The sequence below is a fragment of the Dyella subtropica genome, assembly GCF_026283965.1.
Lineage (GTDB): Bacteria > Pseudomonadota > Gammaproteobacteria > Xanthomonadales > Rhodanobacteraceae > Dyella_D > Dyella_D subtropica.
Window position 1 is genome coordinate 33,555 of sequence record NZ_JAPDPD010000015.1, and the last position, 24,499, is coordinate 58,053.

Genomic DNA, 24,499 nt, shown 5'->3' on the forward strand with positions numbered 1-24,499 from the left:
GGCTTTTGCCTCCCGAGCTGCGAACTCGCTTTTGCCAGGTCTGCTTATTTCAGGATTGGGCAAAAGGCAGGCCTCCGTATATGCGTAGAGCGTGGACTGTGGCTTGGCGCACCTGCTGTCCGTTACACAGTGAACTCTTCGACTCCAGTGATCAAATTTCCTTCATTGATGCACTCACGAGCTTCCGCCCCTCGATCCTTCGCTTGAAGACAGGCCGGAAGGTTGCCGCCGCCATAAACATCTTTGGTGATCGCAGGGCAATTCACCTAGAGCAGGCCCTGGCTTCGCCCTTGGCCCGATCTGGCCCGGCAAACTGGTTCCCAAAAGGCTTCGGCGTCAGCTCACTACGACGCGCATATGCGGCGATAATTCGAGCCTTGCTAGAACAATTTGGCATGGATTTCGCCGGACTTGATAGCGATTCATCTATTGCACTATTCAGGCGCCCTAGTAGGAACCAGTTAGCGCATTTGTTTGGTGGTGTCTATGAGATCTTTCCGGAGCGCAAGCAATTACACGCGGGCAGGGCGCGTGACGGCGTAACAGCAAGGGTGCCGCTTGGTCGCTTCACGGAACTCGATTTGTATACGCAGCATGTTCTCAATGTGTTTGCGGAGGCGATCATTTCTGAATGGTCAAGCTCGCCATTGCCTGCAAGCGCAAGCGGAATCCGTACGCGGGCAATCGTTCGCTATTTGCGGTGGGATGGATTCGATGACGTGCGAGATTTTGGGGCTCGCAGTATTTGGAAAGGAATCAGTGCGCTCCCAAACCGGAATCGGCTCGTTGAGTGCGCTGCGGCGTTTCCGAAGACAGCCCACGGGCCGCTAGCTGCCAGATTTCAACGAGGGAGGCTGCCAACAGATAGACTTCACCAAGACCGCCTGAGCTGCTGGGTAGCTAACTCACTTGGGTTGAGCCACGGAAGACCGGGCCGAAAACTCAGTCAAAACAATCCATGGCGAGAACTAAAGCGAGAAGACACTAACTAGAAACAGCGACTGTAGTTTGCGGATCGTCCTGCAAATCCAATTTGACATAATATACATTATGCGCAATTCGATGGGCACGGCGGGCGGCCGGCACGCTCCGTGCTTTCCTTCGTTCCCTCGTGCACGGAACGCCGGAATGCCCCGCAAGCGCTTGAATTGGCAGTACAACGAAGAACGCCAAGAATTCACCACGCCTGCGGGCGTGGTCAGACTCCGCGACGTCGCGGCGATCTTGGCCGATTACGCGCAATGCCGCATTGATCTCGTCGGAGCCTGGACCGGATGGCGAATCCGCGGCTCGCGCCTGATCCCACCGCACGGATCAGCACGCGGTCCCGCCATCACGCCGCACAACGCCGCTGCGTTCAACCGCTGGGTCAACAGTGAGCCACTGATGCCACGGCAGCCCGAGCGACAGCGCGCCCATTTGCGCCTCGTGCACAGCCGATAGCAGGCTCAGTCGCAAAAGCAGGTTAGCGCCCGCGCACTTTCCGCCTAGCCTCAGCCGCCCAATCCACAAAGGATTTCGCCTTGCGACGCGCATCGAGAAGGTACAAGCCGTACACGATCAGCATGCCGCCGACCACTTCAACGTAAGTCGAATCCATGACGCCCCCTAGTTGTGGCGAGAGGCTCCGAAAGGGTCGGGGTTCCACTCACCGTACGTGGGCGGAGTGTACGGCTTAGAGGTCACCCGGTCACGAACACGACCGCCAGGACCGCCCCCTGAGTCCGCTACCGGCTTTTGAGCCTCGACCGCAGGCTCAGGCCTGTCCCGAGACGCCACCGCTTGATTCTGCGAGCTGAGCGGCTCCTTGAAGGGGTTGTAGACGCCACCCTTGGAAAACTGGAGGCACATCGAGTGCGGGACTTCGGCGCGCGTGCCCTGCTCTGTGTGGCACAAACAACGTTCCGCACCGTTGTCATCCAGATACGACACGCAAAGAAGGTCCGGCTTAGACACCACCTTCTGCTCATCAAAAATCGGCGCACTCCACGGAATACCGGCCACACGCGGGATCTGGCGACGCACCCACTCGTCGGGTGACATTGGTGCCTTCGCGTCAGCCTTGCCATCTGACCTGGCCCCACCGAGCGACATACCCACGCCCTTCCCGGCATCCGCTTTATCCGAAGCCTGGGCCGAAGGGGCGGCGGGTTCAGCACGATGCTTCACGTAGACATAGCCGCCATACAGCAGTGCCGGCACCGCCAGGAGAACAAGCGCGCCTTTCTTGACGTAAGAAGGAACGCGCGCTTCGGCGGTATGCATGACCGCCGACGTGTAACAGGCCTGCGCCTCTTTCGAATAGATGTGGCGCGTCTTGCTCTCCACCGAGCGCACAGAACCCTTGCTGGTCGGCTTCTCCTGATACTCCGGCCACTCGTAGCGCTCCACCATGGTGCTGCGAAACTTACGCACGGTGTGCACGTGTCGGTCGATCAGCTTACGCACGTGCACATCGATCATCGACGGGTCTTGCGTGATCCACACAAAGTCGATCGCTAAGTGCCGGCTCTCGCTCAGGTCACGAATCCACGCAGGCAACGACGAAGAACCCGTGCGCACCGGAATAAACCGGTGTGCCTCATCCACATAGATGGTGGAGCCCGGCGGAAACGACTTCCAGTCCATCAGCTGCTCAACGGTGATCGCTTCCGCGAGATCGGGCCGGAGGTCTTTGATGTAGAGCTGATAGCGAGGGCGAACATCGTTCGCATCCTTGCTCCGAGCGAGTAGCTCTTCCACCACACCCAACGTCTTGCCCGCACCACGTAGACCACTACGAAGTTCAAAGCGCATAGCTGCTCCCTGTAGGCAGGACGATCTCACGCAAACTCGCCCGAACAAGTTCCGATGGAACTTGCCCGGTCGAGCCTGCACCGATCAACTCGCCTTGTAGATAGAAAAAAGCGGGGTTGGCGTGGGGGCCATGAATGTTGATCACATCCGAATAGATGTCTGGCCGCAGATGGTTCTGCTTTCGCCTTGCGTCGAGGTCAAAGGCGTAGCCGCGGGGCTTCGCCCCACACCCCTCTTCACCTTGTTGGCGGTGCCGTGCATGCAAACTCGCCCGAACAAGTTCCGGTGGAACTTGCCCGGTCAAGCTTGCGCCGGACAGTGTCGCTTCGAATGGCTTAAAAGCGAGGTTGGCGGGAGGGGGGATGGGAGGGTTAGCCCACCCTACACAGTTAGCCCCAACAGCCCTGCGCTTTCGCCCGGCTCCGAGATCAAGGGCGTATCCGCAGGGGTAACCCCTGCACCCCACTTCACGCTGTAGCTGACGCTGCGCATGCAAGACAGCCCGAACAAGTTCCATAGGAACTTGCCCGGTCAGCCCTGTCCGTGCATCGGCACATCGACCCATCACGCCGCTTTCTTGTTGCGAACGAGGTTGGACACACTCGATACCGCGTAGCGCGCCGCGATGGCACTAAGCACCATCGTCACGCATGCATCCATGCCAGTGAATCCGATGATGCCCAAGTAATAACTGGGTGCACCACCGAGAATGCCCCGGATCAGATCGCGAAAAGGTCCCACTGCAAACTTGTACGTGGTGAAGCTGAAGCCAAGCGAGAGCAACGCAGAAATCACGATGCTGCCTATGCGTGATTCCAGCACACCAACCAACCACGCGATGATTGCAGGCATGTCTGCGCCCTCACTTATTCGAACGAACGCCGCCGATAATCTCGGCACACTTCCACGCCGTTAGCGCGAGAAGAAGGATGCGAAACCACGGGCCGTACGTGCAGACCGGCCCCACGTCCGCATGAAAACTGCCGCTTTCTCCCAGCGGCACATCGGTGCTGTTGAACGGACACGACGTGCCGAAACCAAAACCGGACATGTCCAGCTGCGAGGTATCACCTACCGTCTGATCCGGTGAATCCAGCTCGCCAACGAGATGCTTGCCCCCATCGGGCGGCTGACTGCCGTCGCCGGAAACACCACACTTCGCCGCCCACGTATTCCGCGCCACGGCACACATCACCACATCGCCACTGCAGGCCGGCGGCGCAGAAGGCGCACCCACCGAACCACAGGCCGAATCTGTGTACTGCGGGTCTTTGTTCGGCCAGTGGTCTTCCACGAACTTGTAGTAGTTGCACGCCGACGACGCCCACATGCAGTAATCCGGCAAGGACTGCTCACGCGGCGTCGCGTTGCCGTGTACATAATCCGGGTCAGGCTGGGTCTGCGGCAGCGTGGTCGGGTCCACACCGTAGCGCGGCGCAAGCTGCTGCTTGAGCGCATCCATGTCGTGCGCAATCTCGGGCGTGATAATCGACGCACCCGTGTTCGGGTCCGTCAGCATCTGCGGCCACCAGTCTGGATTCTGATCAACCAAGTCGCTCAGCTGCCCATCACTCACCGGCGCCGGGTCCGTCGTGTACGAAGGGTCAGGGGTCGTCGGGCCGCCGGATGGATACCAGTAAACGCTGGTGTCGAACGTCCGCGTAATCGCCGGATGACCGAATCTCAGCGTCTGATACGTGCCAGTGGACTGGCAACTAGAGTCAACACTTGACGGCACACAACCCGTCAACTGGATATTGAACGGGCTCTCGTAGGCGCGCGCCTGCAAGATGGTCTGCTTTTCCTGAAGCATAAGCCCCGGCACCGAGCAGCCGTTACCACCAAACGCGCCCACCGAGGCGAAATACGGCCCACCCGCGCACGCCAGACTCGGCACCGTTTGACCCGGCTGCATCAGCTGACCGCTCACCGGATCGGTGTACCACTTGTAAATCTGGTAGGCCGTCAAGGCCGCGCCAACCCACGGCAACAAGCGCGAGCCCGCCGCAACACCTGCACGAAGAATGCCGCCCATGGTGGGGCCCGCAATCGTCACCGCTCGCGTCACATACGCCGCGTCATTGGACGCCGCCAGCGCACCTGCATCGTTTGCGGCGAGACGCATCTCATACGTCACCTTTGTCGCGATGCCACCGCCCGGCGCAACACCGGTCGGCACCGTCGCAATCGGCGTCACCACCGGCATGGTTGCTGCGTGCACTGAAGCAACACACAGCGACAACGCGAGTGCGATCAGTCGTCGTGTGAATCCGCAGTAACGAAAAGTATCCATCCCGCCCCCCACATGCCCAACAAAACGAAGTAGCCGCCAAAATCAGCGATTGTCATCACAGGACTCCTCTTCCGTTTAGCCGTCTGAACACCAGACGACTAAAAGGAAGGGGCGTAGCGCTCCGCCCCCTCCCGCTTAGGCGATCTTGCTCCAGGCGTACTTCAGGAAACGGATGCCCGCCTTCGCCGGACCGATCAGATTCACCGCCACCACGGCGGCCGCCAGCACTGCAAGCGGACCGGTCACGTCCATGGAGGTCGTGGTCTGCGCCATGGCAGCGCCGCCAAACGTACCGCCCACGACGGCGGCGATAACGCTCTTGCGAACCCAATTACCCAACTTCGACAGTTCGAACTTAATGGTCATGTCAGTACCCTCTCTGTGTGAGTTTCAATGCAGGACTTTCCATGCGTAGGCGCAGGCCCAAAGTCCCCAAATGGCCAGACCTATTGCGGTCCCGTCGCTCACCGAGAGCGGCGGGATCAACATCGGCGCCTGGACATACGCCACCTGCGTGCATACGCCGTTTGCATCGATGTTGGCTTGATCGCACACCACGTAAACGAGCTGTCCAGGCATCACCGTATCCCCCGATTAACCGTTAGCCGCTGCCGGCTTCACCGACTTCACCGACTGCGAGATCGGGCGCAGCACCACGCGGCTCATGGTCAGGCGGCCGTTAGAAACTGCGAAGGATTCGGGCTGAAGCTCGTACTCACCCGGCTGATGTTCTTTGCCCGGATCGACGGTGATCTGAAACGCGGTGGGCAGACCGTCGATTTCCAGCAAGCACCACTGCTTGACGCGATCACGTGTCACACCTTCCCACGTGGTCTGCACCTGCTCCGGCGCGCGATCGAGAACTTTGATTTTCATTGCTTGGTTTCCTCTTGGTCGATTCGATAGACCCACACCTCACCACCGGGGCCAATACACACACGCCAAGGCGAGGGGAGGAACTCGCCGGTAATCTTGTCCATGTAGCCGCCCGTCACCTTGCGGATATCCGCGCGACCTGAAAGCTCATCACGCACCCAAAACGGGGCCTGCCAATAACGAAGGTGACGACGCGCATCAGCGTCCAGGCCACCACAACCGTGCATACGCGCGCCCTTCGGATAACCAGCAGCGTCATTAGCCGTAGTTTTGCTCGCGTACTTCATGATGTAAGAGACGGGCTCGCGAGCCGTTTCCACTTTCGTCATCCCATGCGGCCACCAGCCCTGCGTGTCCACGAACGGGAGAAACTTGCCCTTCGGCAACCACAGAACAACGTGGTAGTGCATCGCGCCTTTCTTCGTCAGTTCAGCCACCCAAACGAAACGGCACTTGACCTTGCGACGTACACACCACTCGCGCAGTGCCTTGCGAAAACCAGTGAAGTGCCCGGGCCGCCAACCTCGAACATCGGCATAGGTCAGCGTGATGAACTTTTTGTTCCAACGCTGCGCTGCCAGCTCACTGTGCGCATCGAAATGCAACAAGCGAGCTGCGTGACCCACCGCGGTACGCATGCGCTTGACGCGCTGTGCATCACGGTTGATGAGCAGCTTTTCGCGAAGCGGCCGCTTGTCCGTGTCAGTTAGCGCCTTCGTGTCACTTGTTGCATTGTTGACAAGCCCCAGCCCCCCCGGCGCGCACGGCGCGCCGGGGGGGCTATCGCCCTGCCCCATTTTTGCCATGGCCCCGGCCTTTACCATTTCGGCGAAAGGAGCATCCATCGCGTTCTGCTGGGCCACGTACACACGGGCGCGACGAACGCTCTCACGTGCGCGCTGGGCCTCATAGCCACTCAACGTAGAACCAAACATTGGCGCTGCGTCAGTCATCGCTGGGAGCGTCCATGTCCATGGTCGTTTCGACGTTGTCCGCCATCGAATCAGCGGCCAACTCGAGCGCGAACGAAAGGAAAGTCTGCCCATGCTCAGCAGCGCGGTCGCGAAGATCGCGCACATGCACGACCAGCTCTTGAAGTTCGGCGGCCGTCACCGGCCCTGTGCATTCACTGAGCATCGTCTGTGTCCGGAAAGGTCAAAAGGAACGCGTGTATGCGCGCCATGAGCGCGTCACGATTCGGAAGCGTTGGCATCGGTGCCGCCCTGCCCTGCTGTGCCAACCACTCGTTGTGATAGACCGTGGCACGCCAAGCGCGAACCTGGGCATGGAGCTGCGGCGGAATATCACCTTGGTCGGTGCGGCCGATGATGTTGGCGGCGGTCCGCAAGCCAGCGAGCATGCCTTCGGCGTACACAGTGGCAGCGTCAACCTCGATTACTGTGTACTCGCGCGCCGTCATTTGGCATGCACCGAAAGGCCGCGAACACGGCGCTTGTTTCGCAGGCGGGCGAAGCGGAGGCGGTCGGAAACAATCAGCCCACCAACAAAGGCCAGCGTCGCGCACACCACCAAAAGACTCAGCTCAGTAGAAAGCCGGTAGAGAAAGCCAGCGCGGTCGATACAGAACATCAGAGCTGCACTCCCTGCCTGGCGCACTCCTCGCGCAACACTTGCGCGAATCGAACCCAGGCATCAGCAAGTTCAAGCTTGCCAACGGCACGCTCCGCCTCAGCCATACCGTCCACCGCAGTAAGCACAGCGTCCGCCTCATGAAACGTCAGCGTCAGGATTACGTCGGCTTGAAGGATGCGGTTCATGTCCGCACCCCCGTAAGAAGGTCGGCACAGCGCTCCAATGCCTCTGCGTGTTCGATGCTCTTGCGAGGGCGAAGCTCCGCAAGACGAAACTGGATCAGCGCGGCGTCGCACTCGGCTTGCGGCCGGCGGCGTTCGCGCATCGCGGTATCGATGCGCTGCTCTTCCGCATTCAACGGCTGGGTGGTCCTCATGACCGCACGCCTTCCAGCGTGGCCCGCTGTTGGGCAGAGAGATCGCGGAGACCGCGAACGAGGTAACCGGCCCAGAAGGCCAAGGCAACGAACGGGAGAGCGGCTAGCGCGGACATGAATGGTCCCTTGATGTCCCGAACTCGTGGACAGTGGGCGCATGTATAGTGGTCCGGGACATCCACTGTCAACAGGTTCGGGACATGAGCGCGTCAATCACACTACTTGACAAATACAAGAAAGCCTGCGCCATAGCGTCAGACAACGCTTGCGCGCAGTCTCTAGGCGTTGGGCGATCTGCTGTCAGCAAGTGGCGAAACGGCGAAGGCCACCCTGACGCGGACCTCGTTGAGCGCATGTGCGAAGCAACAGGCGAATCAATCGCCCGATGGATGCCGCTCATCGAAGCCGAACGCGCGCGCTCCCCTGCTGTCCGAAAGGCATGGCTTCGGCTTGCTCAAATCGCTGCAGCAGTCGCCCTAACCGTAGGCCTGGTGCCGGCTCACGCCGAGGCCATCACGACAGCTCAAACCGGTCTTTCAAATAGCCACGTATATACATTATGCGCAATTGCAGATGGGTTCGGCGGGCGGCCGGCACGCTCCGTGCTTTCCTTCGTTCCTGCAATCGGCTCTTTACGTTGTGCAGTAGCGGCAGAAACGCTGTGCAATCCAGGCAGCTTAGGCTGATCAAGATTGTCGGGCGGCAGCTAATGCTGGCGTTTTCATCGCGAGCGCGGCCGAATCTATGCAACGGCGTCGACTCCTGCTTGCGCCAGTTCTGCCCTAAAACTTGGGCCATCTTTTCAACTTCCGCCACCACGGCAGAAACCTTTCGCATTTCGCGCATGCAAAGCTCAGCAGCAGATAACGCATGCCATGTCTGCCGCTGCCAAGCTGTTCATCACCGGGCGAAGTCAGGCTGTCCTACTTCTGACTTCGACACTTAAGTTTGCGCACTAGCGGCAGCTGGTCTGTGCCAATGCTGCACCTAAGGCTGGGCCGCCGATGACATCGGCACCTAAAGCTGTGCCAATGAAACATTGGTGACTCTGCTCACCTTGGCTCAGTCCTAGCCGCACTTTTCCACCGGCAGTTCTGGGCCTCGACTAGTTCCGTGGAAAACGTGGTGATTGATTGCGAATTCCGCTGCTATTGATTGCGAAAGTCCGGGTCAATCACTGAAAAAACGCCGTTCAAACTCGACGATTACGACCCACCTCAGCTCCCTGTAATCTAACCCGAGCATTCTAGCGAGGCGCAGGTAATGTCGGTTCTACAGGCAGAGCGACGGCTACGACTACTAGAGATCGTCCAGATGGTTGTTTTGGAAAGCGGCAACCTCGAGGACTTCGATGCTGCTGCGTGGCTAGACGACTGGTTGCGCCATCCAGTTCCAGCGTTGAGCAACAATCTACCTGCTGAATATCTGAAATCTGACGAGGGCTGCCAAGTTCTCATCCAACTTCTTGGCCAGATGCGGTCTGGCGCCTACGCCTGACGGCTAGCCCCAGTTTCGGTGCTCTGTCCTTGGTCCTTGCGCCCCTAAAAGACCATTCCACCTATGAACCGGCGATCGAGTGTCAACGCAGCAACTGCATACCGCGACAGACTGCTCGAGCAAGCTCATGCCGAGGCATGGCCTACCTCGGAGACGGTCGGTCGCCAGCTTGGTGCCGACACGACCTGCGCATGCAAGGAGATCGCTGCAAAAGAGCGCGCCCTCGAGCGGCTGCTGGGTGTCTGGTCCCAGACCGATCGGACGTTCTATCACCCGCCTTTCCAGTTCGTATCCGATGGGTCAGTCCATCCGCGCCTTTACGCGCTGCTAAAGGCACTGAGTCAAAACCCAGCTCTCGTCCATTCGGCAGACCCCGGGGGCTGGGAGCGGCTCGGGTGGATGTATCAGCCCCGGGGCTCTCTCAGTGAACTATCCCTGGTGGAGGCGGCTTCTTCCTCGGGTATCGCAGAACGAGAAGGTCAGTTAGATAAAAGAGCGCGGACACCGGCGGAAGTTTTCCCGATCGCTCCCGATGCTGTCATCGGGCTTGCCGGGAGCGATGCTGCATGGGTGATGGATCGGCTATAGCCGTTTTCCGGCTGCTGCTTCCCCTGATGCCGCAGTCTTCGTGCCGCGGCCGACAACCCTATTTGAGAACACGCCCACCCGACGGCGCCTTCTTTCGTTGAGCACGCTTGGCTATTACCTTGGGTGCAACGGCAGCGGGCGCATTTGCTAGGTAAGCCTGTGAGAGCGCCTTGTCCAAGGCGGCTATCTGGCCTGTTTGGCGCGCGACTTCTTGCTCCAAGCGTCGTGCCTGATCGACTGCCAAATCAAGGCGGTTTTGTATCGCTGTTACGGCATCTCGGCTTGCGCGTTCAGTAGCCTCGTTCCGCAGCTGCCATTGTCTGGCCTCTTGCCGGGCGCGATCGACCTCGTGGTGGGACCGGTCCTCAATGGCTCGAATGTGAGCCTCTTGGCGCTCACGCTCTGTTTGCAACGAAGCTTGGTTTTCATCCAACTGAGCACGAAGTGCCTGGATTTGCGCGGATTGCTGGACGCATTGGTCTTGCAGTCGATCACGCTGTTGCACCAAGTCGGCTCGTAGAGCATGGCTATCCTGCAATTGGCCATCGAGCGTGGCGCAGGCGTGCTCGGCCAGACCCTGGGCCGTTCGTGCTTGAGCAACGTTGACCTCGGCCACCTGCAGGCGGCTTTCCCAATGTTTACGCTCCTGAGCCAGCTGAGCTTGCGTGGTTTCCAGGGCAGAGCGCTCGTTGGCAAAGCGGCCTTCTATCAGGCGCTCGGCCTGCTCGGTAGCCAAGCGCCATAGCTCGATCATCACCTGCCCCACCGCGTCAGGCACTTCCGGCAGGGCGCTCAACTGTCGCAAGCGCTCTCCCAACTGGCCGCGCCAGGTCTCGAGCATGCGGGTGATGGTGTTCGGCGAGCCGGTGCCCAGCGCGGCGCGCACCTTTTCGACAGTGGGATTCTCGCCGGCGCCCAGAATGGCGTCCGCCGCGGCGTTGACCTGCGCTTGAGTGATGCCTCGTGCCATACATCGGTCTCCTCGATCGGCGCCCTGCCCTTGCCTTGACGTACTCGCGATAAGTGATGATTATCGTGGGTAAGCGCCCTATTTCGTAGTATACATTACATATTATGAAAGATATTTCCATGATACCGACCCTCGCCCAGCCTGCGGCCAGCCTGGCGTTGCCGATCTCGTTGGCCCAGCAAGCGGCCGATGCGGTGCGCGAACTGCTCGCCGAAGCGGCGGCGGCCAACACCACCCGCAGCTACGCCAGCGCCCTGCGCTATTGGGCCGGCTGGCACGCGGCGCGCTACGGCATCGACCTGACCTTGCCGGTACCGGAAGCGACCGTGTTGCAGTTTGTGGTCGATCACGTGGTGCGCCGTTCCGCCGACGGCGAACTGGCCTGGGAACTGCCGCCGGCGGTCGATCAGGCCTTGGTCGCCGCAGAGCTCAAAGCCAAGCCCGGCCCGTGGACGCTGGCGACGGTTCGGCATCGGGTCGCCGTGCTGTCCACGGCGCATCGGCTCAAGCACGTGGCCAATCCGTGCGAGCAGCCGGCCATTCGCACCGTGCTGAGTCGGGCCGCCCGCGCCGCAGTCAAGCGCGGCGAGCGGCCGCGCAAGAAGACCGCGATCACCTTGGCCGAGCTCGAGGCGATGTTGGCCACCTGCGACGACAGCTTGGAAGGCCTGCGCGATCGCGCCCTGCTCTGCTTCGCCTTCGCCAGTGGCGGCCGCCGACGCAGTGAGGTCGCGGCCGCCGACCTGCGCGACCTGCGCCGGATCGGTCCACAGGGCTTCATTTATCGCCTGGAGCACAGCAAGACGCAGCAAGCCGGCGTTACGGCGTCGTCGACGCCGGACAAGCCGGTGCTCGATCGCGCGGCCCAGGCGTTGGACGCGTGGCTGGCCGCGGCCGGAATTAATGAGGGGGCGATGTTTCGGCGGCTATGGAAGCAGCGCGTGGGTCCTGCCCTGTCGCCGGCGGCGGTGGGTGAGATCGTGCAGCGGCGGGCACGGTTGGCGGGCCTGGAGGGGGACTTTGGTGGGCACAGCCTGCGCTCGGGCTTCGTGACCGAAGCCAGTCGCCAGGGCGTGTCGCTGCCCGCGATCATGGCGATGACCGAGCACCGCGCGGTGGCCAGCGTGATGGGGTATTTTCAAACGGGCAGCGCGGTGGATAATCCCGCAGCGCGTCTGCTTGACAACAACTAATCGGTAGCCGGATAGCCTGGCCGCCGGAGAGCAACTCGAAAGGTACAGATGCCTGGTCCATCACCACCCTCGTCGTGCCGTGGCTGCCTTTGGCGGGTTTTCCGCCGCCCTTGCCGCGCTGATTGCACGTAGTGATTCGTCGCTCTCCTCCCCGGATGGAGCCCAAGGCGCCGATTGCCCGACGCATCCTTGGCACGAACCCTGCTGGCCATCGAAATGGCTCCGCACAAGCCGATAGCTCGTGTTAGGACCGTAACTCCATTACGTAGGGAAACGGGAGGGAGCATGACGTTGCTCGACGATATCTATCAATGGTCCAGGGACCTGCCGGGATGGCAGCGCGACGCCCTTCGGCGGCTCTTCCAAAGCGCAAAATTGTCAGCAAATGACATTCAAGAGCTGATCGCCATGGTCAAACAGGAGCACGGCAAAGGCTCGGTCGCCGAGGTTCAGCCCCTGCCCCTTGACCTCAGCCACATCCCGCATGCGGGCATTCGCTCGACCATCACTTTGCTTGGGCTATCGGAACTTCAAAACGTCAACCGCTTCCCAACCGGCCGAGAGGCGAACTTCGCGGCGACGGGACTAAGCGTTCTCTTTGGGGAGAACGCGGCCGGCAAATCGGGTTACGCGCGTGTCCTCAAAAATGCGTGTCGAGCGCGCACCCGGCAACCTGTGCTGCCCAACGCGTTCGATTCGACTGAGCCACCCCCTGTTCCGTCGGCCAAGGTCACTTTCTCCGTGGACAACGGCACCCCGCAGACCGTGGCGTGGCAGCAAGGCGGCGACAGCAGTAGTGCCTTGGCCAGCGTTGCCGTTTACGACACCGCGTGCGGGGCTGACTACACCGCGAAGGAAGGCGCGAGCGACTACCAACCTTATGGGTTGCCACATCTCAATCGGCTTGCGGCGCTTCAAAGGCACATGCAGCAAGAAATCGAAAAAGAGCGTAATCAGGTCCGCGTGGATCCGAACGCTTTTGCCGACCTCAAAGGCGACACTGTAGTCGGGAACCTATTGTCGAGTCTCAGCAGGACCACCGACCTCGAGCGATTGCGCGCGCTCAGCACGTTGACACCAGTGGAATTGAAGCGAATTGAGGGGATCACGACCACGCTAAACACCATGGACCCCGCGCCCGCTGCGCGAACTGCCAACCTATTGGCTGACCGCATCGAGGGTATCGCCAACCTGGCGCGCGAAGCTCAACGATGGGTCAGTGAGGTAGCCCTTGATGAGGTGAAAAAGCGGAAGGATCGCCAACAAACCACACAGAGCGTGTGGGCCATCGCTCAACAGAAACTGCATCAATCCGAGTCCGGTGAAGATGCTGGCTTGCTCCCTGGTACGGGCAGCGATGTCTGGAAGGCGCTGTTTGAAGCTGCAGAGAAGTTCTCCACTGAGCAGGCGTATCCCGGGCATGCACATCCCAACGTCGATGACCACGCCCGGTGTGTGCTGTGCCAGTCGCCGCTCGCAGCAGATGCCAAGGCCCGCATGGTGCGGTTTGGCGAATTCGTGGCTAACGAAGCGTCGAAGGCAGCGAGCGATGCGAGCGACCAGATAACGACGACCATGGAAAAGATTGCGCAAGCCAATCTCAATCCAATAGACGCGCCGACGATGGAAGAGCTGGCTACACTCGATTCCGACCTACACGCCTTCGTCAAGACGACAATCGACAGTTGGAAAGCGCGCAGAGAATGGATACAGGCGGCAGTGACCTCGGGCGAGTGGTCGACCGCGCGGCCTTCGTTGCCGGAGGGTGACACGCTCGAAATTAGACTGCTGAGCAAGAGTCAAGTGCTACGCAACCAGGCCGGAGAACTCTTAAAGTCCCAAGATCCCAGATCCAAGGCGGCACTAGAGCAAGAGCAACGGGAGTTGAAGGCGAGGCAGGCGCTTGGGTCACGTATGGGTGATATTGAGCGATACGTCGCTGATTCCAGCCTGCACCACAACCTCAATGCCTGCGCGACTGCCCTCAACCCGCGACGTGTCTCCGTGAAAATGACAGAGCTGGCTAAGGCTCACGTAACAGAAGCGCTGGCCTCGGCATTGAACGCAGAACTCATCGCGTTGGGATATCGCAAGAAAGAGGCACACATTGCCGGACGCACGGATGTTGGCAATACGATGGTGACGCTGCGACTGAAAGATTGCCGGTTTGGCACCAATGATGTCCTTTCCGAAGGCGAACAGCGCACGGTTGGCCTGGCGCTTTTTATCGCCGAAGCACGCTTGAGCGGTCACGCTTCCACAATAGTCTTCGATGACCCAGCGACATCCTTGGATCATCGCAACCGACGTCGTATTGCTGAGCGCTTGGCAAAGTTGGCTCAGGAGCGTCCCGTTCTGATGTTAACTCACGATGCCGTCTTACTTACTGAGATCGATCGCGCAGCGAGGAAAAATGAGCAATCTGTCTCTTATCAAACCGTGGGCTGGGACACGAGCGATCCAGGCTTGGTCAGTCCCGGACTGACCTGGGAGACGATGGACGTCAACGCGCGCGCCCAAGAGTTAGAGGTCGCAGCGACGGAGCTCAGGAAGCAGATCGGCGATCACATGGATGCGCAGACGCAGGAAAAGGTGAAGGCTGCCTACACGAAGCTGCGCGGAACTATCGAACGCGCTGTGCGTGAGGTCTTCCTCAATAGCACCATCAAGCCCTATTCCGACGAGGTCTCAGTAGACAACTTCGGGGCCGTGATTGGTCATCCCCAATCAGAATGGGACAGCATCTACGAGATCTACGAACGCTGCTGCGAGGTCACCGATGCACATGACACCAATGGTGAGCATCAGCTAGCCATACCAGAAGTCTCAGAACTATTGAAGGATATTGCAACGTTTCAGACCTTGCTTGCCAATGCGGCGCGCCGAAAAAAGGACTACAACACACAGCGCGCGGAACGCAATACTGCGCGTAAGAAAGCGTTCGAGCGCAAGTCATGACAACCATTGGACTTTCTGTCCAAGTAGAAGGGTAAGTAGTCATGCATGAAATTATCTGCCCGCACTGCAAGAAAGCATTCAAGATTGATGAGGCCGGATATGCGGACATCTTGAAACAGGTCCACGACAGCGAGTTTGAGCTGCAGTTGCACGAGCGGCTTGAGCTAGCCGAGCAGGACAAGCGGAACGCTATCGAGCTCGCCAAGACTACGGTCGCCAGCGAGTTGCAGAGGGCTGCTGCAGCCAAGGACTCCGAGATCCAGGACCTGAAGGCCAAGCTTGATGCCGGCGAGGTCGAGCGGAAGCTGGCCGTGAACGAGGCCATGAGCATCGTTGAAAAGGAGCGTGATGCGCTCGCCAACGAACTTGAGCAGGCGAAGCAAGACAAGCAGGACGCTTCTGAGCTAGCTGAGGCGAAGCTCGTGAACGAACTACAGAGTACTGCGGCTAAGAAGGACGCGGAGATTCAGGACCTGAAGGCTAGGCTCGATGCCGTTGAGGTCGAACGGAAGCTCGCCGTGAACGAGGCCCTAAGCGTCGTCGAAAAAGAGCGGGACGCGCTCGCCAACGAACTTGAGAAGGCGAAGCAAGACAAGCAGGCTGCTTCCGAGCTAGCCGAGGCGAAGCTCGTGAACGAACTGCAAAGAGCTACGGCTAAAAAAGACGCTGAGATCCAAGGACTGAACGCCAAGATCGATACCATTGAGGTTGCGCAGAAGCTCTCGATCACCGAGGCCGTGAGTGCGGTCGAGAAGGAGCGCGACGAACTGAAGAACAGCCTCGAGCGAGCGGAGCTTGAGAAGCAGCTCGCAGAGAAGTCGCTCAAGGACAAGTATGAGACGCAGATCAAGGATCGCGATGACGCGATCGAGCGCCTCCGAGATATGAAGGCTCGCCTGTCGACCAAGATGGTTGGTGAAACTCTCGAGCAACACTGCGAGACCGAGTTCAACCGCATTCGATCGACAGCGTTTCCGAGGGCCTATTTCGAGAAGGACAACGACGCGCGGACTGGCAGTAAGGGCGACTATATCTTTCGCGACTCGGATGAGGCTGGCACTGAAATCGTCTCGATCATGTTCGAAATGAAGAACGAGAGCGATCGCACCGCGACGAAGAACAAGAACGAGGATTTCCTGAAGGAGCTAGACAAGGATCGTACCGAGAAGGAATGTGAGTATGCGGTGTTGGTCTCCCTGCTCGAACCTGACAGTGAGCTCTACAACACCGGGATTGTCGACATGTTTCACCGCTACCCGAAGATGTACATCGTCCGACCGCAGTTCTTTCTTCCAATGATTACGCTTCTGCGGAATGCGGCGATGAACTCGCTCAAGTACAAGTCGGAGCTGGCACTCGTTAAGGCGCAGAACATAGATATCACGAACTTCGAGACCGAACTCGAGACGTTCAAGACCGCTTTCGCGAAGAACTACGACCTCGCTTCCAGGCGCTTCCAAACGGCAATCGATGAGATCGATAAGTCGATCGATCACCTACAGAAGACAAAGGAAGCCCTGCTTGGCACAGATCGGAACCTTCGTCTTGCGAACGACAAAGCACAAGACGTAACGATAAAGAAGCTGAATAAGGGCAACCCGACGATGGCGGCCAAGTTCGCTGAGCTCAAGAATAATAGTCCTTCCGATGCGGAATGAATCAGGTCAAAGGGAAATTATGGGAATTGCAATCGATGGAATCGTCGCAAGCAAGATCGGCTTTGCGTCGCATCAGAATGCCGCCTCCCTACTTCGCGAACTGAGTATTTCCAATGAGGGTGATGCACCCTACGCTGAATTCACGGTCGAATTGATCGGCAGCTTGCCGTTTCTGGAAACGAAACGGTGGCATATCGATCTGCTACTGCCAGCAACAAGCGTTCGAATCGATGATCGCGACATCAGGCTGCAAGCTGGGTACCTCGCGGATATCTCCGAGAGCGTGCGGGCCGACGTGACGATTCGCGTCAACGCCAATGGCCAAACGGTGGCAGAAAAGAGCTACGCCGTTGAGCTGCTGGCGAAGCATGAGTGGGGCGGCGCTTATGCTATGCCCGAACTCCTAGCGGCGTTTTGCCTACCGAATGACCCCGCCACGGATCGCATTTTGAAGGGCGCGTCCGAGGTGCTTCGTCGCGCAAGCAAAAAGAATGCTCTGGACGGCTATACGGGACAGTCACGCACGCGAACATGGGAACTCGTCTCGGCCCTTTGGTCCAGTGTCTGCAACCTGGGTATCAGCTATGCCCTACCACCGGCGAGCTTTGAGACGCAGGGGCAAAAGATTCGCACACCCTCCGCTGTTGTGGACGGCGGGGTTGGTACCTGCCTCGACACGGCGCTTCTGTTTGCGGCAGCCTTGGAACAAGCCGGTCTCAACCCGTTGCTGATCCTGACCAAGGGCCACGCTTTGGTGGGCGCCTGGCTGCAGCCTCAGGAGTTCGCGCAACTCATCACCGAAGACGCGTCGTCCCTACGCAAGCGTATTGAGCTCAAAGAGTTGGTCGTGTTTGAGACCACGTTGGCGACGCAGTCGCCGCCGCCGGGCTTCAGCCATGCGGTCGACTTCGCGCGACGCGAGGTGAATGACGACGCCTTTCTGATGGCGATTGATATTCGTCGCGCCCGCATGCAACGCATTCGTCCATTGGCGTTGGCTGCCTCCCCCTCCCATCCCAGCGAGGCCGCGATGCCGATGAGCGCCACCGGGCAAGAAGCGCTGGAGGAAGCGCCACTCCTTCCGGGGTTCGATGTCGAAGTGGCCGTAGAGCCCGAGACGCCGGCGGGAAAGCTGCAGTTGTGGCAGCGCAAGCTTTTGGACCTGACAACTCGAAATCGATTGCTGCACGTGCCGGAGAGTGCCAAGGCGATTCGACTGCTCTGCCCTGACCCTGCTGCCCTCGAGGACCAACTGGCGGAAGGTAAGCGCATCCGCATCGTCGCCCTGCCGAATCTTGAGGCCGGCGGTCGCGATACGGAGCTCTACCAACAACAGAATCGGGAGAGTCTGCGCGAAGCGTATGCACTCAACGCCCTCAAGCGTGGCGAAGTCCTCGTGGCGCAAGACCAGGCCAAACTCGATGCTGCACTGGTGGACATGTACCGAAAGGCGCGTAGTGACCTGGACGAAGGCGGTGCCAACACTCTATTTCTTGCGATCGGGTTCCTTAAGTGGAAGAAAGCGGCGGACGACCCTAAGTCCTACTCGGCACCCTTGATTCTGCTGCCAGTGAAGCTTGAGCGGAAGAGCGCCGTGTCGGGCGTCACGATGGTCATGTTGGATGAGGAGCCGCGATTCAACCTGACGTTATTGGAGCTGCTTCGACACGACTTTGAACTGAGCATCCCGGGGCTCGATGGCGACCTCCCTACGGACGACGCAGGTATCGATGTGGCGGACATCTGGAACACCGTGCGACGCGCAGTACGCGACATGACGGGCTTTGAGGTCGCACCCGAACTTGTATTGGGCACGTTCTCGTTCTCCAAATACCTCATGTGGAAGGACCTGACGGATCGTTCCGAGCAACTCATGCAGAGCGCCATGGTTCGCCACCTGCTAGAGCGCAAGGTCGGGGGCGAAAGCTTCCAGACGCCTGGAGACTTTCCTCGTCCAGGGCAGCTCGACGCCTTGGTCGAGCCTCGCGACCTCTTCACGCCGCTACCGGCCGACTCCTCGCAGCTGGCAGCTGTCGTGGCGTCAGCAAGCGGGCACAGCTTCGTGTTGGATGGCCCTCCGGGCACAGGCAAGTCGCAAACCATCGCGAACATGATTGCTCACAACCTTGCCTTGGGACGTCGTGTTCTGTTTGTCGCAGAGAAGATGGCAGCGCTTGATGTGGTGAAGCGCCGTCTGGACGAGAAAGGCATTGGCGAGTTTTGTCTTGAGCTTCATTCGAGCAAGGCCTCCAAAGTGGAGGTGCTGAAACAATTGGAGCGCGCCTGGGATTCGCGCGACGCCCTGACGGTAGAAGAATGGCACGCCGAGACAGCGCGGATTAGCGAGCTTCGCGCGAAGCTCAATGGCGTGGTTAACGTACTGCATAGGCGCTGGCCCAACGGGTTGACCGTGCACCAGGCGATGGGTCGGGTCATTCGGGATGCGTCACCGACCACGCCTCGGCTCACTTGGGTCGCCGGTACGGCGCATGACGCGACGCACATGAGCCGGTTGCGTGATATTGCCAGGCGCCTCGAGCTCAATCGGCGAGCAGCCGAAACCGCGCCGAGCCATTTCTTGGCACTCAAGCAACCGGACTGGTCGAATAGCTGGCAAGCCGCGTTGGCCACGAACGCGCGGGAGGTCACCCGTACCATGGACGAGTGCCATGCGGCCTTTGTTCGTGTTCTGGAACTCACCAAGCTTCCGATCGAACGCGAGGACTACGCGGCCATTGCTGCTCTTTTGACTTTCGCCCGCTTGCTGCCGGACGCGTACGGGATGGATCTGAGCTTTGCTTTTGTGCCCGATGTGGCCACTCGACAGGCGACCGCCAAAAAAGGGCTCGGATTGGTGCGGGACTACAGCGGTGTCGAAGGTGGACTGTCCGTCCGCTACGACAGAGCAGCCTTGCGCCGCCTCGACCTTGACGGTCTGGAACGTCGCTGGGGCGAGGCCGCACAGAAGTTCTGGTTCCTTGCGAAGATAGCCAAAAAGAAAGTGACCCTGGAACTCGCCATCGCGAGCGGTGCTCAGGGCTTGCCGGATGTGGGTGCTGACCTTCCAAAGTTGCGCCAGTTGCGTGAGTTGCTCGACCAGATCGATTCATTGGAAAGCGAGCTGAAAGTCATGCCCGGCTGGGCGGGACTCGCAACGAACAGTGCGAAATTGGCGGACGCTTTGCGATTGGCGGACGAGTTTCGCGCCAACCTATCAACCATGGCCAAGGCGCCCGAGCACTTAGTTCTCTTGCGTCGCGCCGCGGCTCTATTGCTCGTGGATGGCAACGACCTGCTGGGTGCGGATGGAAATATCGCGACCGCGGCTGGTGCGCTTGCAAAAGCCCACGAGAGCATGCAGCAGACGCTTCGCGAGTTCGCGGAGTTATCGCGCACAAAGGAGACACCCGCCTCGCTGACGGAAATCAAGCAAGCCGCGCAGGACGTCCTGGGCCATGAGCCGCTGCTTAAGCCTTGGTGTGACTGGTGTCGTGTCAGGGATGAAGCGGTGGATCTGGGGCTGTCGTCGCTGGCGGAAGCGATCACCGATGGCAGCGCACAACACCATTCGGTGGACGATCTGTTCGAGGTCGCTTACGCACGCTGGTTTGCGATCAATGTGATCGATGGTGAGCCCTTGCTGCGCGGCTTTGTGTCAGCCGAGCACATGAGCGATATCGAGACCTATCGACGCGTGGATGAGAAGCTTGCTTCGCTGACGAGTCGGTATATTCGCGCCAAGTTGTGTGGCCTTATCCCAGACAAGAATGAGGCTCCGAAGAGTGGCGGGTTTGGTGTACTCAAGCATGAGCTTCAGAAGTCGCGTCGCCACAAGCCAGTGAGGCAGCTTGCCATGGAGATGGGGGATGCCATGCCCAAACTGGCGCCCTGCATGCTGATGAGTCCGCTTTCCATTGCTCAGTATCTGCCGGCCAATCAAGCACCCTTCGACTTGGTAATCTTCGACGAGGCCTCGCAAATCGCGCCATGGGATGCCATCGGTTCCATAGCGCGGGGCAAGCAGGTCGTGGTTGCGGGGGACCCGCGCCAAATGCCGCCCACCAGCTTCTTCAGCCGGGGATCGGCCGCCGATGATGATACGGAAGAGGATCTGGAAAGCATCCTCGATGAGTGTTTGGGTGCGGGCGTTCCGAGCCATCGACTGACGTGGCACTACCGCAGTCGGCACGAGAGTCTTATTGCCTTCTCGAACCATAATTACTACGACAGTGAACTTATCACGTTCCCGGCGGCCGAAACGCGCCCGAGCGCCGTGGAATGGTGTCGGGTGGACGGCGTGTACGCGCAAGGCAAAGGTAGGCATAACCAGATCGAGGCGAAGGCCGTTGTCGAGGCGACGGTCGCGCGCATACGAGATCCAGCCTTCATCGCTTCGGGCAAGTCCATTGGCATCATTACGCTCAACAGCGAGCAGCAAAAGCTCGTGAGTGACCTGCTCGACCAGGCCCGTGCCGAACACCCCGAGATCGAGCCGTTTTTTCAATTGGAACGAACAGAGCCGGTTGTCGTGAAGAACCTTGAGACCGTTCAGGGCGATGAGCGCGACGTGATCATCCTTGGAGTGGGTTATGGTCCGACGACACCAGGAGCGAAGGTCATGTCGATGAACTTCGGCCCGCTCAACCGTGAAGGTGGTTGGCGACGACTCAATGTGGCGGTCACGCGCGCTCGTCAGGAGCTGCTTGTCTTTACATCGTTTGACCCGTCGATGATCGATCTCAACCGCACTGCGGCGCGCGCAGTTCGCGACTTGCGCCATTTCATTGATTTCGCGCAGCGAGGCCCTCGGGCCTTGGGCGAGGCCATTCGCGGATCGGTTGGTTCCTATGACAGTCCATTTGAGCAGTTTGTCGCCGACGGCCTCCGCGCAAAGGGTTGGGATGTTGTTCCCCAGATTGGCGTTTCCCGTTTTCGAATCGACCTTGGTGTCATCCATCCTGACCGGCCGGGCGACTATCTTGTGGGCGTCGAATGCGATGGCGCGAGCTATCACAGCGCTGCCACAGCGCGTGATCGTGACAAAGTGCGCAGCGCGATCCTGCATGGGCTAGGCTGGAAATTGGTCAGGGTTTGGTCCACCGAGTGGTGGGTGGATCGCCTTGGTGCTCTTGAGCGTCTGCATGGGGAAATTACAGCGTTGCTACAAGCGTCAAGAGCTTTGGAGGCTGCCGCACGAGCCAAGGAAGCCGAGGCCTCCAATGAAGCTTCGGCGAACTCGAGCTTCGAGCAATCGGCTCCTGCTGATCTTGTTGCAGCTGTGACAGGAGCGACCTCGGTCGCGGTACCAAATCAAGCCGGGATGCTCATCAATTCAGCTGAAGAAAAGACCGCCCGTTTCGCGGATTTCACCGCTCCAGCGACGAAAATCACCCAGCGTGAACCCTATCGTGTGGCCTCTTACACCGAACTGGAGAGCGGCCTGGATCCGGACAACTTTCACGAGCCAAGCTATGAAGTGAAGCTTGCGACCCTGATCCACTGCATCCTGCGCCAAGAGGCGCCGATTCTGGATACGCTTTTAGTCCAGCGTGTGGCACGCGCGCACGGATTCCAACGAGCTGGGCGCCTCATTCGTGAACGCGTCCTGGCGATTGCCGAACGCAATCACTTTATTGAGCCAGACCCTCTCCAGGGCTCCTTTGTTTGGATCAACCCAGAAGATCTCAAAGGCTGGGATCGCTACCGAATCCCTGTAGTGGACGAGGAGCAGCGCTCGATTGAGGAGATCTCACTGCACGAGCTTCGGGCGGCCGCTCGCTCGATTTCGGCCGACGACCAGGCGCTGGAAGTGGCAAGAATCTTCGGGATCAGGCGGGTCTCGGTCCAAGCCCGGACACGAATCGAGCATGCAGTCCAAACAATGGATGCCTAAGATGTGGCCTCGCGAGTAATCACTCTGGCCTAACGTCCGCCTCCGGTCGAGAGCAGCCCCTCCCCTACCTCCGATAACACGGGCCATTCGCCATAGTCCAGTGTCCGCCTAAAGTGCAAGATTTAGCGGGTAGACGCACCGCACTCAAACTAGCCAATTTTGACTGCGCGAACCGACCTTCGCATTGTCTCTGCGAAAGAAGGCATGGCGCCATGTTCCGTCGCCAACTTATAGAACTCTTCGGCGGCGTCTTGCGGGTCGAGACCATACAGCCGAACGCAAGATCTGGCGTACGGTGTCAAATCATTGATGTCGCCACCAGTTAAGTACCCTGAGAAGGAGGATTCGCTTCTGAACTTGTCTATCACGGCGGGCGGCAGCTTGGGTCCGAAGATGAAGTACTCGAGATACCTGAGGAAGTTTGGGTGGCGGAGAATTTCATCGCCGGACGTTCCATTCTTCCTAAAGATGTCCTCGCGCGACTTGCCGCGCCCACCGGGATTAAAATCGGGATTGGTGAAGTAAGCGATGCGCGCCTCGGGCACCGCTTTCCTCTTGAGAAGGCGAATTGTTAGTTCGTACATTGGCTCTAACGAGGCCCGGATGCCGCCAAGATTTCCCCAGTTGAAGTTGATTCGTGAGAGGAGTGCCAATTCATCGTCCTTCAGCACTATGTCTGGATGCCTCATGGTGAACCCCAGTGTCCTTGTGAGATGTTAGGTCTTCCAGCTCTCGGTGCGGCTTCGCCTTGCTTTTGACCCGGCCATATCAGAACTCAGCAAAGCCATTCGTGTCACCTCGATCGGGCGCGGCAACGTCCATGTCGCTAGGAAACTATTGCCAGAAATCCGCGCTAAAATTGTTTAAACGTCTAGTATATGTATCGACTTTGGCTTGAAACGTTTGTGGGATTTCGGTTCCGTCACCGCCTTCTCTAAAATACTGCTTGACCGAATGCAGCCCTAATTTCATTAGATGGCCCCATTCGCGATACAGTCTTTCCTGTCGATCCAGCGCTTGTTTGGCAGCGCTTGGTTTTCGCTTTGACGGGGGCGTGGTGTAATCGGTCCGCGAGTCGACATCGTGAGTGAAGGTGATGCACGCCCGATTCCACTGATCCTCGATCGTTGAACGCCAACGGTAGCTCACCTTCACAGCCAAATGTTCAGTGAAAAGTTGCGGCGGACGGATTAGATCGTCAACGTAAAAGAGCTGCCCTTCTTTCTCTTCCGCTTTCATCCGGTCCTTCATCTGACCAACGGCATGCTCCAGATCATCACCAGCACAACGTGCCTGATACTCTGTCTCGGCCCGTTTTTTTGCTGCCTTCGCTTTGCCGTGCGCTGCCAGCGCCCTCGCGTACTCTCGAGACCTTGACGCAATGAAAGGTCCGCAACTTTCGAGACGAAGTATGCGCAAGGCATCTGGGCGCTCTTCGCATAGACACTGAGTGATCAGCTTTTTTAGCAGCTGGATGTCAAGCGCTTTCAGGGCGGGCTGCTCATCGAGGGGAATGTTGATTACACTCATGGCTTTCTTCTCTTTAAGTCATTGATGATCTTTCGAGACAAATTACCTGGCAATAAGTGCCTCTGCGCCACTGATAATCCCTGCAAAGGTGGCTATTCTCGAAGAAATCCGGACCCCTCGGGGTACTTCAAGACGTGACTATCAAGTAGCGCATATCTGTCTCAAATGCTGAGATCGGGACCAAGCAAGGGCGATTAGAGCGAGGCCCAAGAGCCTGGCCTGACCTCCACGCACTGCATAGACAGAATGCGACCCCGATCCACCGAGAGCCCCAGGGA

22 protein-coding genes and 1 pseudogene are annotated in these 24,499 nt (G+C 59.1%); 7 read left to right on the top strand and 16 right to left on the bottom strand.

Features of this window, described 5'->3' with window-relative positions:
- The first annotated feature begins 1,128 nt into the window (after positions 1-1,128).
- On the top strand, positions 1,129-1,443 hold the full coding sequence (locus tag OUZ45_RS14060) for a hypothetical protein (protein ID WP_266170753.1): 315 nt from the start codon (positions 1,129-1,131) through the stop codon (positions 1,441-1,443).
- 22 nt (positions 1,444-1,465) lie between these two features.
- Here the strand turns inward: OUZ45_RS14060 and OUZ45_RS14065 are convergent, their stop codons facing one another.
- From OUZ45_RS14065 to OUZ45_RS14120, 12 genes are all read right to left on the bottom strand, one after another.
- On the bottom strand, positions 1,466-1,600 hold the full coding sequence (locus OUZ45_RS14065; RefSeq protein ID WP_266170754.1) for a hypothetical protein: 135 nt from the start codon (positions 1,598-1,600) through the stop codon (positions 1,466-1,468).
- 8 nt (positions 1,601-1,608) lie between these two features.
- Entirely contained in the window at positions 1,609-2,796 is a 1,188-nt protein-coding gene (locus OUZ45_RS14070; protein WP_266170755.1) for a zonular occludens toxin domain-containing protein, read from the bottom strand.
- Between the two features lie 564 nt (positions 2,797-3,360).
- Complete coding sequence (locus OUZ45_RS14075) at positions 3,361-3,648, bottom strand: DUF2523 family protein (RefSeq protein ID WP_266170756.1); 288 nt, start codon at positions 3,646-3,648, stop codon at positions 3,361-3,363.
- Between the two features lie 10 nt (positions 3,649-3,658).
- Positions 3,659-5,089: a hypothetical protein gene (locus OUZ45_RS14080; protein ID WP_266170757.1), complete on the bottom strand. Its 1,431-nt coding sequence runs from the start codon at positions 5,087-5,089 to the stop codon at positions 3,659-3,661.
- Positions 5,090-5,224: 135 nt separating this feature from the next.
- The gene (locus OUZ45_RS14085; RefSeq protein WP_266170758.1) at positions 5,225-5,455 is read right to left on the bottom strand and encodes a hypothetical protein; all 231 of its coding nucleotides are present in this window, start codon (positions 5,453-5,455) and stop codon (positions 5,225-5,227) included.
- 228 nt (positions 5,456-5,683) lie between these two features.
- A complete protein-coding gene (locus tag OUZ45_RS14090; protein ID WP_266170759.1) occupies positions 5,684-5,965 on the bottom strand; it encodes a hypothetical protein in 282 nt (93 codons plus the stop codon).
- On the bottom strand, positions 5,962-6,810 hold the full coding sequence (locus OUZ45_RS14095; RefSeq protein ID WP_266170760.1) for a rolling circle replication-associated protein: 849 nt from the start codon (positions 6,808-6,810) through the stop codon (positions 5,962-5,964). The genes OUZ45_RS14090 and OUZ45_RS14095 overlap by 4 nt, the downstream gene beginning before the upstream one ends.
- A gap of 100 nt (positions 6,811-6,910) precedes the next feature.
- Positions 6,911-7,102, bottom strand: coding sequence for a hypothetical protein (locus tag OUZ45_RS14100; RefSeq protein ID WP_266170761.1), 192 nt, complete (start codon positions 7,100-7,102; stop codon positions 6,911-6,913).
- Complete coding sequence (locus tag OUZ45_RS14105; RefSeq protein ID WP_266170762.1) at positions 7,092-7,385, bottom strand: hypothetical protein; 294 nt, start codon at positions 7,383-7,385, stop codon at positions 7,092-7,094. Before OUZ45_RS14105 ends, OUZ45_RS14100 begins: the two co-directional genes overlap by 11 nt.
- Positions 7,382-7,555 carry a hypothetical protein gene (locus tag OUZ45_RS14110; protein WP_266170763.1) on the bottom strand — a complete coding sequence of 58 codons (174 nt, stop codon included), beginning with the start codon at positions 7,553-7,555 and terminating at the stop codon, positions 7,382-7,384. Before OUZ45_RS14110 ends, OUZ45_RS14105 begins: the two co-directional genes overlap by 4 nt.
- Positions 7,555-7,743 carry a hypothetical protein gene (locus tag OUZ45_RS14115; RefSeq protein WP_266170764.1) on the bottom strand — a complete coding sequence of 63 codons (189 nt, stop codon included), beginning with the start codon at positions 7,741-7,743 and terminating at the stop codon, positions 7,555-7,557. The genes OUZ45_RS14110 and OUZ45_RS14115 overlap by 1 nt, the downstream gene beginning before the upstream one ends.
- Entirely contained in the window at positions 7,740-7,934 is a 195-nt protein-coding gene (locus OUZ45_RS14120) for a hypothetical protein (RefSeq protein ID WP_266170765.1), read from the bottom strand. The genes OUZ45_RS14115 and OUZ45_RS14120 overlap by 4 nt, the downstream gene beginning before the upstream one ends.
- 200 nt (positions 7,935-8,134) lie before the next feature.
- Between OUZ45_RS14120 and OUZ45_RS20875 the strand changes: the two are divergent.
- Positions 8,135-8,425 (top strand): annotated as a pseudogene (locus tag OUZ45_RS20875) (helix-turn-helix domain-containing protein); the annotation flags it as partial.
- Between the two features lie 22 nt (positions 8,426-8,447).
- Here the strand turns inward: OUZ45_RS20875 and OUZ45_RS14125 are convergent.
- Positions 8,448-8,780, bottom strand: coding sequence for a hypothetical protein (locus OUZ45_RS14125; protein ID WP_266170766.1), 333 nt, complete (start codon positions 8,778-8,780; stop codon positions 8,448-8,450).
- 417 nt (positions 8,781-9,197) lie between these two features.
- Between OUZ45_RS14125 and OUZ45_RS14130 the strand changes: the two genes are divergently transcribed.
- Positions 9,198-9,431, top strand: coding sequence for an MbcA/ParS/Xre antitoxin family protein (locus OUZ45_RS14130; protein ID WP_266170767.1), 234 nt, complete (start codon positions 9,198-9,200; stop codon positions 9,429-9,431).
- 646 nt (positions 9,432-10,077) lie between these two features.
- On the opposite strand, the gene OUZ45_RS14135 is transcribed toward OUZ45_RS14130, so the two are convergent.
- Entirely contained in the window at positions 10,078-10,989 is a 912-nt protein-coding gene (locus OUZ45_RS14135) for a DNA-binding protein (RefSeq protein WP_266170768.1), read from the bottom strand.
- 119 nt (positions 10,990-11,108) lie between these two features.
- Here OUZ45_RS14135 and OUZ45_RS14140 point away from each other — a divergent pair, with 119 nt between their 5' ends.
- The 4 genes from OUZ45_RS14140 (at position 11,109) to proA (ending at position 22,691) form a co-directional block, all read left to right on the top strand.
- On the top strand, positions 11,109-12,182 hold the full coding sequence (locus tag OUZ45_RS14140) for a site-specific integrase (protein ID WP_266170769.1): 1,074 nt from the start codon (positions 11,109-11,111) through the stop codon (positions 12,180-12,182).
- 285 nt (positions 12,183-12,467) lie between these two features.
- The gene (locus OUZ45_RS14145) at positions 12,468-15,140 is read left to right on the top strand and encodes an AAA family ATPase (protein ID WP_266170770.1); all 2,673 of its coding nucleotides are present in this window, start codon (positions 12,468-12,470) and stop codon (positions 15,138-15,140) included.
- 41 nt (positions 15,141-15,181) lie between these two features.
- The gene (locus OUZ45_RS14150) at positions 15,182-16,798 is read left to right on the top strand and encodes a DUF2130 domain-containing protein (protein ID WP_266170771.1); all 1,617 of its coding nucleotides are present in this window, start codon (positions 15,182-15,184) and stop codon (positions 16,796-16,798) included.
- Positions 16,788-22,691 (top strand): anti-phage protein ProA, encoded by a 5,904-nt coding sequence (proA, locus tag OUZ45_RS14155; RefSeq protein ID WP_266170772.1) that lies wholly within the window; start codon positions 16,788-16,790, stop codon positions 22,689-22,691. Before OUZ45_RS14150 ends, proA begins: the two co-directional genes overlap by 11 nt.
- A gap of 149 nt (positions 22,692-22,840) precedes the next feature.
- On the opposite strand, the gene OUZ45_RS14160 is transcribed toward proA, so the two are convergent.
- Positions 22,841-23,380, bottom strand: a complete 540-nt coding sequence (locus OUZ45_RS14160; protein WP_266170773.1) for a hypothetical protein — start codon at positions 23,378-23,380, stop codon at positions 22,841-22,843.
- Positions 23,381-23,525: 145 nt separating this feature from the next.
- Positions 23,526-24,221 carry a hypothetical protein gene (locus OUZ45_RS14165; protein ID WP_266170774.1) on the bottom strand — a complete coding sequence of 232 codons (696 nt, stop codon included), beginning with the start codon at positions 24,219-24,221 and terminating at the stop codon, positions 23,526-23,528.
- Positions 24,222-24,499: the final 278 nt, after the last annotated feature.

Excerpts from the sequence above, each read along its gene's own strand:
- OUZ45_RS14060 (WP_266170753.1), top strand. The coding sequence starts at position 1,129 with ATGCCCCGCAAGCGCTTGAATTGGCAGTACAACGAAGAACGCCAAGAA.
- OUZ45_RS14065 (WP_266170754.1), bottom strand. The coding sequence starts at position 1,600 with ATGGATTCGACTTACGTTGAAGTGGTCGGCGGCATGCTGATCGTGTAC.
- OUZ45_RS14070 (WP_266170755.1), bottom strand. The coding sequence starts at position 2,796 with ATGCGCTTTGAACTTCGTAGTGGTCTACGTGGTGCGGGCAAGACGTTG.
- OUZ45_RS14075 (WP_266170756.1), bottom strand. The coding sequence starts at position 3,648 with ATGCCTGCAATCATCGCGTGGTTGGTTGGTGTGCTGGAATCACGCATA.
- OUZ45_RS14080 (WP_266170757.1), bottom strand. The coding sequence starts at position 5,089 with ATGGATACTTTTCGTTACTGCGGATTCACACGACGACTGATCGCACTC.
- OUZ45_RS14085 (WP_266170758.1), bottom strand. The coding sequence starts at position 5,455 with ATGACCATTAAGTTCGAACTGTCGAAGTTGGGTAATTGGGTTCGCAAG.
- OUZ45_RS14090 (WP_266170759.1), bottom strand. The coding sequence starts at position 5,965 with ATGAAAATCAAAGTTCTCGATCGCGCGCCGGAGCAGGTGCAGACCACG.
- OUZ45_RS14095 (WP_266170760.1), bottom strand. The coding sequence starts at position 6,810 with ATGGATGCTCCTTTCGCCGAAATGGTAAAGGCCGGGGCCATGGCAAAA.
- OUZ45_RS14100 (WP_266170761.1), bottom strand. The coding sequence starts at position 7,102 with ATGCTCAGTGAATGCACAGGGCCGGTGACGGCCGCCGAACTTCAAGAG.
- OUZ45_RS14105 (WP_266170762.1), bottom strand. The coding sequence starts at position 7,385 with ATGACGGCGCGCGAGTACACAGTAATCGAGGTTGACGCTGCCACTGTG.
- OUZ45_RS14110 (WP_266170763.1), bottom strand. The coding sequence starts at position 7,555 with ATGTTCTGTATCGACCGCGCTGGCTTTCTCTACCGGCTTTCTACTGAG.
- OUZ45_RS14115 (WP_266170764.1), bottom strand. The coding sequence starts at position 7,743 with ATGAACCGCATCCTTCAAGCCGACGTAATCCTGACGCTGACGTTTCAT.
- OUZ45_RS14120 (WP_266170765.1), bottom strand. The coding sequence starts at position 7,934 with ATGAGGACCACCCAGCCGTTGAATGCGGAAGAGCAGCGCATCGATACC.
- OUZ45_RS14125 (WP_266170766.1), bottom strand. The coding sequence starts at position 8,780 with ATGCGCGAAATGCGAAAGGTTTCTGCCGTGGTGGCGGAAGTTGAAAAG.
- OUZ45_RS14130 (WP_266170767.1), top strand. The coding sequence starts at position 9,198 with ATGTCGGTTCTACAGGCAGAGCGACGGCTACGACTACTAGAGATCGTC.
- OUZ45_RS14135 (WP_266170768.1), bottom strand. The coding sequence starts at position 10,989 with ATGGCACGAGGCATCACTCAAGCGCAGGTCAACGCCGCGGCGGACGCC.
- OUZ45_RS14140 (WP_266170769.1), top strand. The coding sequence starts at position 11,109 with ATGATACCGACCCTCGCCCAGCCTGCGGCCAGCCTGGCGTTGCCGATC.
- OUZ45_RS14145 (WP_266170770.1), top strand. The coding sequence starts at position 12,468 with ATGACGTTGCTCGACGATATCTATCAATGGTCCAGGGACCTGCCGGGA.
- OUZ45_RS14150 (WP_266170771.1), top strand. The coding sequence starts at position 15,182 with ATGCATGAAATTATCTGCCCGCACTGCAAGAAAGCATTCAAGATTGAT.
- proA (WP_266170772.1), top strand. The coding sequence starts at position 16,788 with ATGCGGAATGAATCAGGTCAAAGGGAAATTATGGGAATTGCAATCGAT.
- OUZ45_RS14160 (WP_266170773.1), bottom strand. The coding sequence starts at position 23,380 with ATGAGGCATCCAGACATAGTGCTGAAGGACGATGAATTGGCACTCCTC.
- OUZ45_RS14165 (WP_266170774.1), bottom strand. The coding sequence starts at position 24,221 with ATGAGTGTAATCAACATTCCCCTCGATGAGCAGCCCGCCCTGAAAGCG.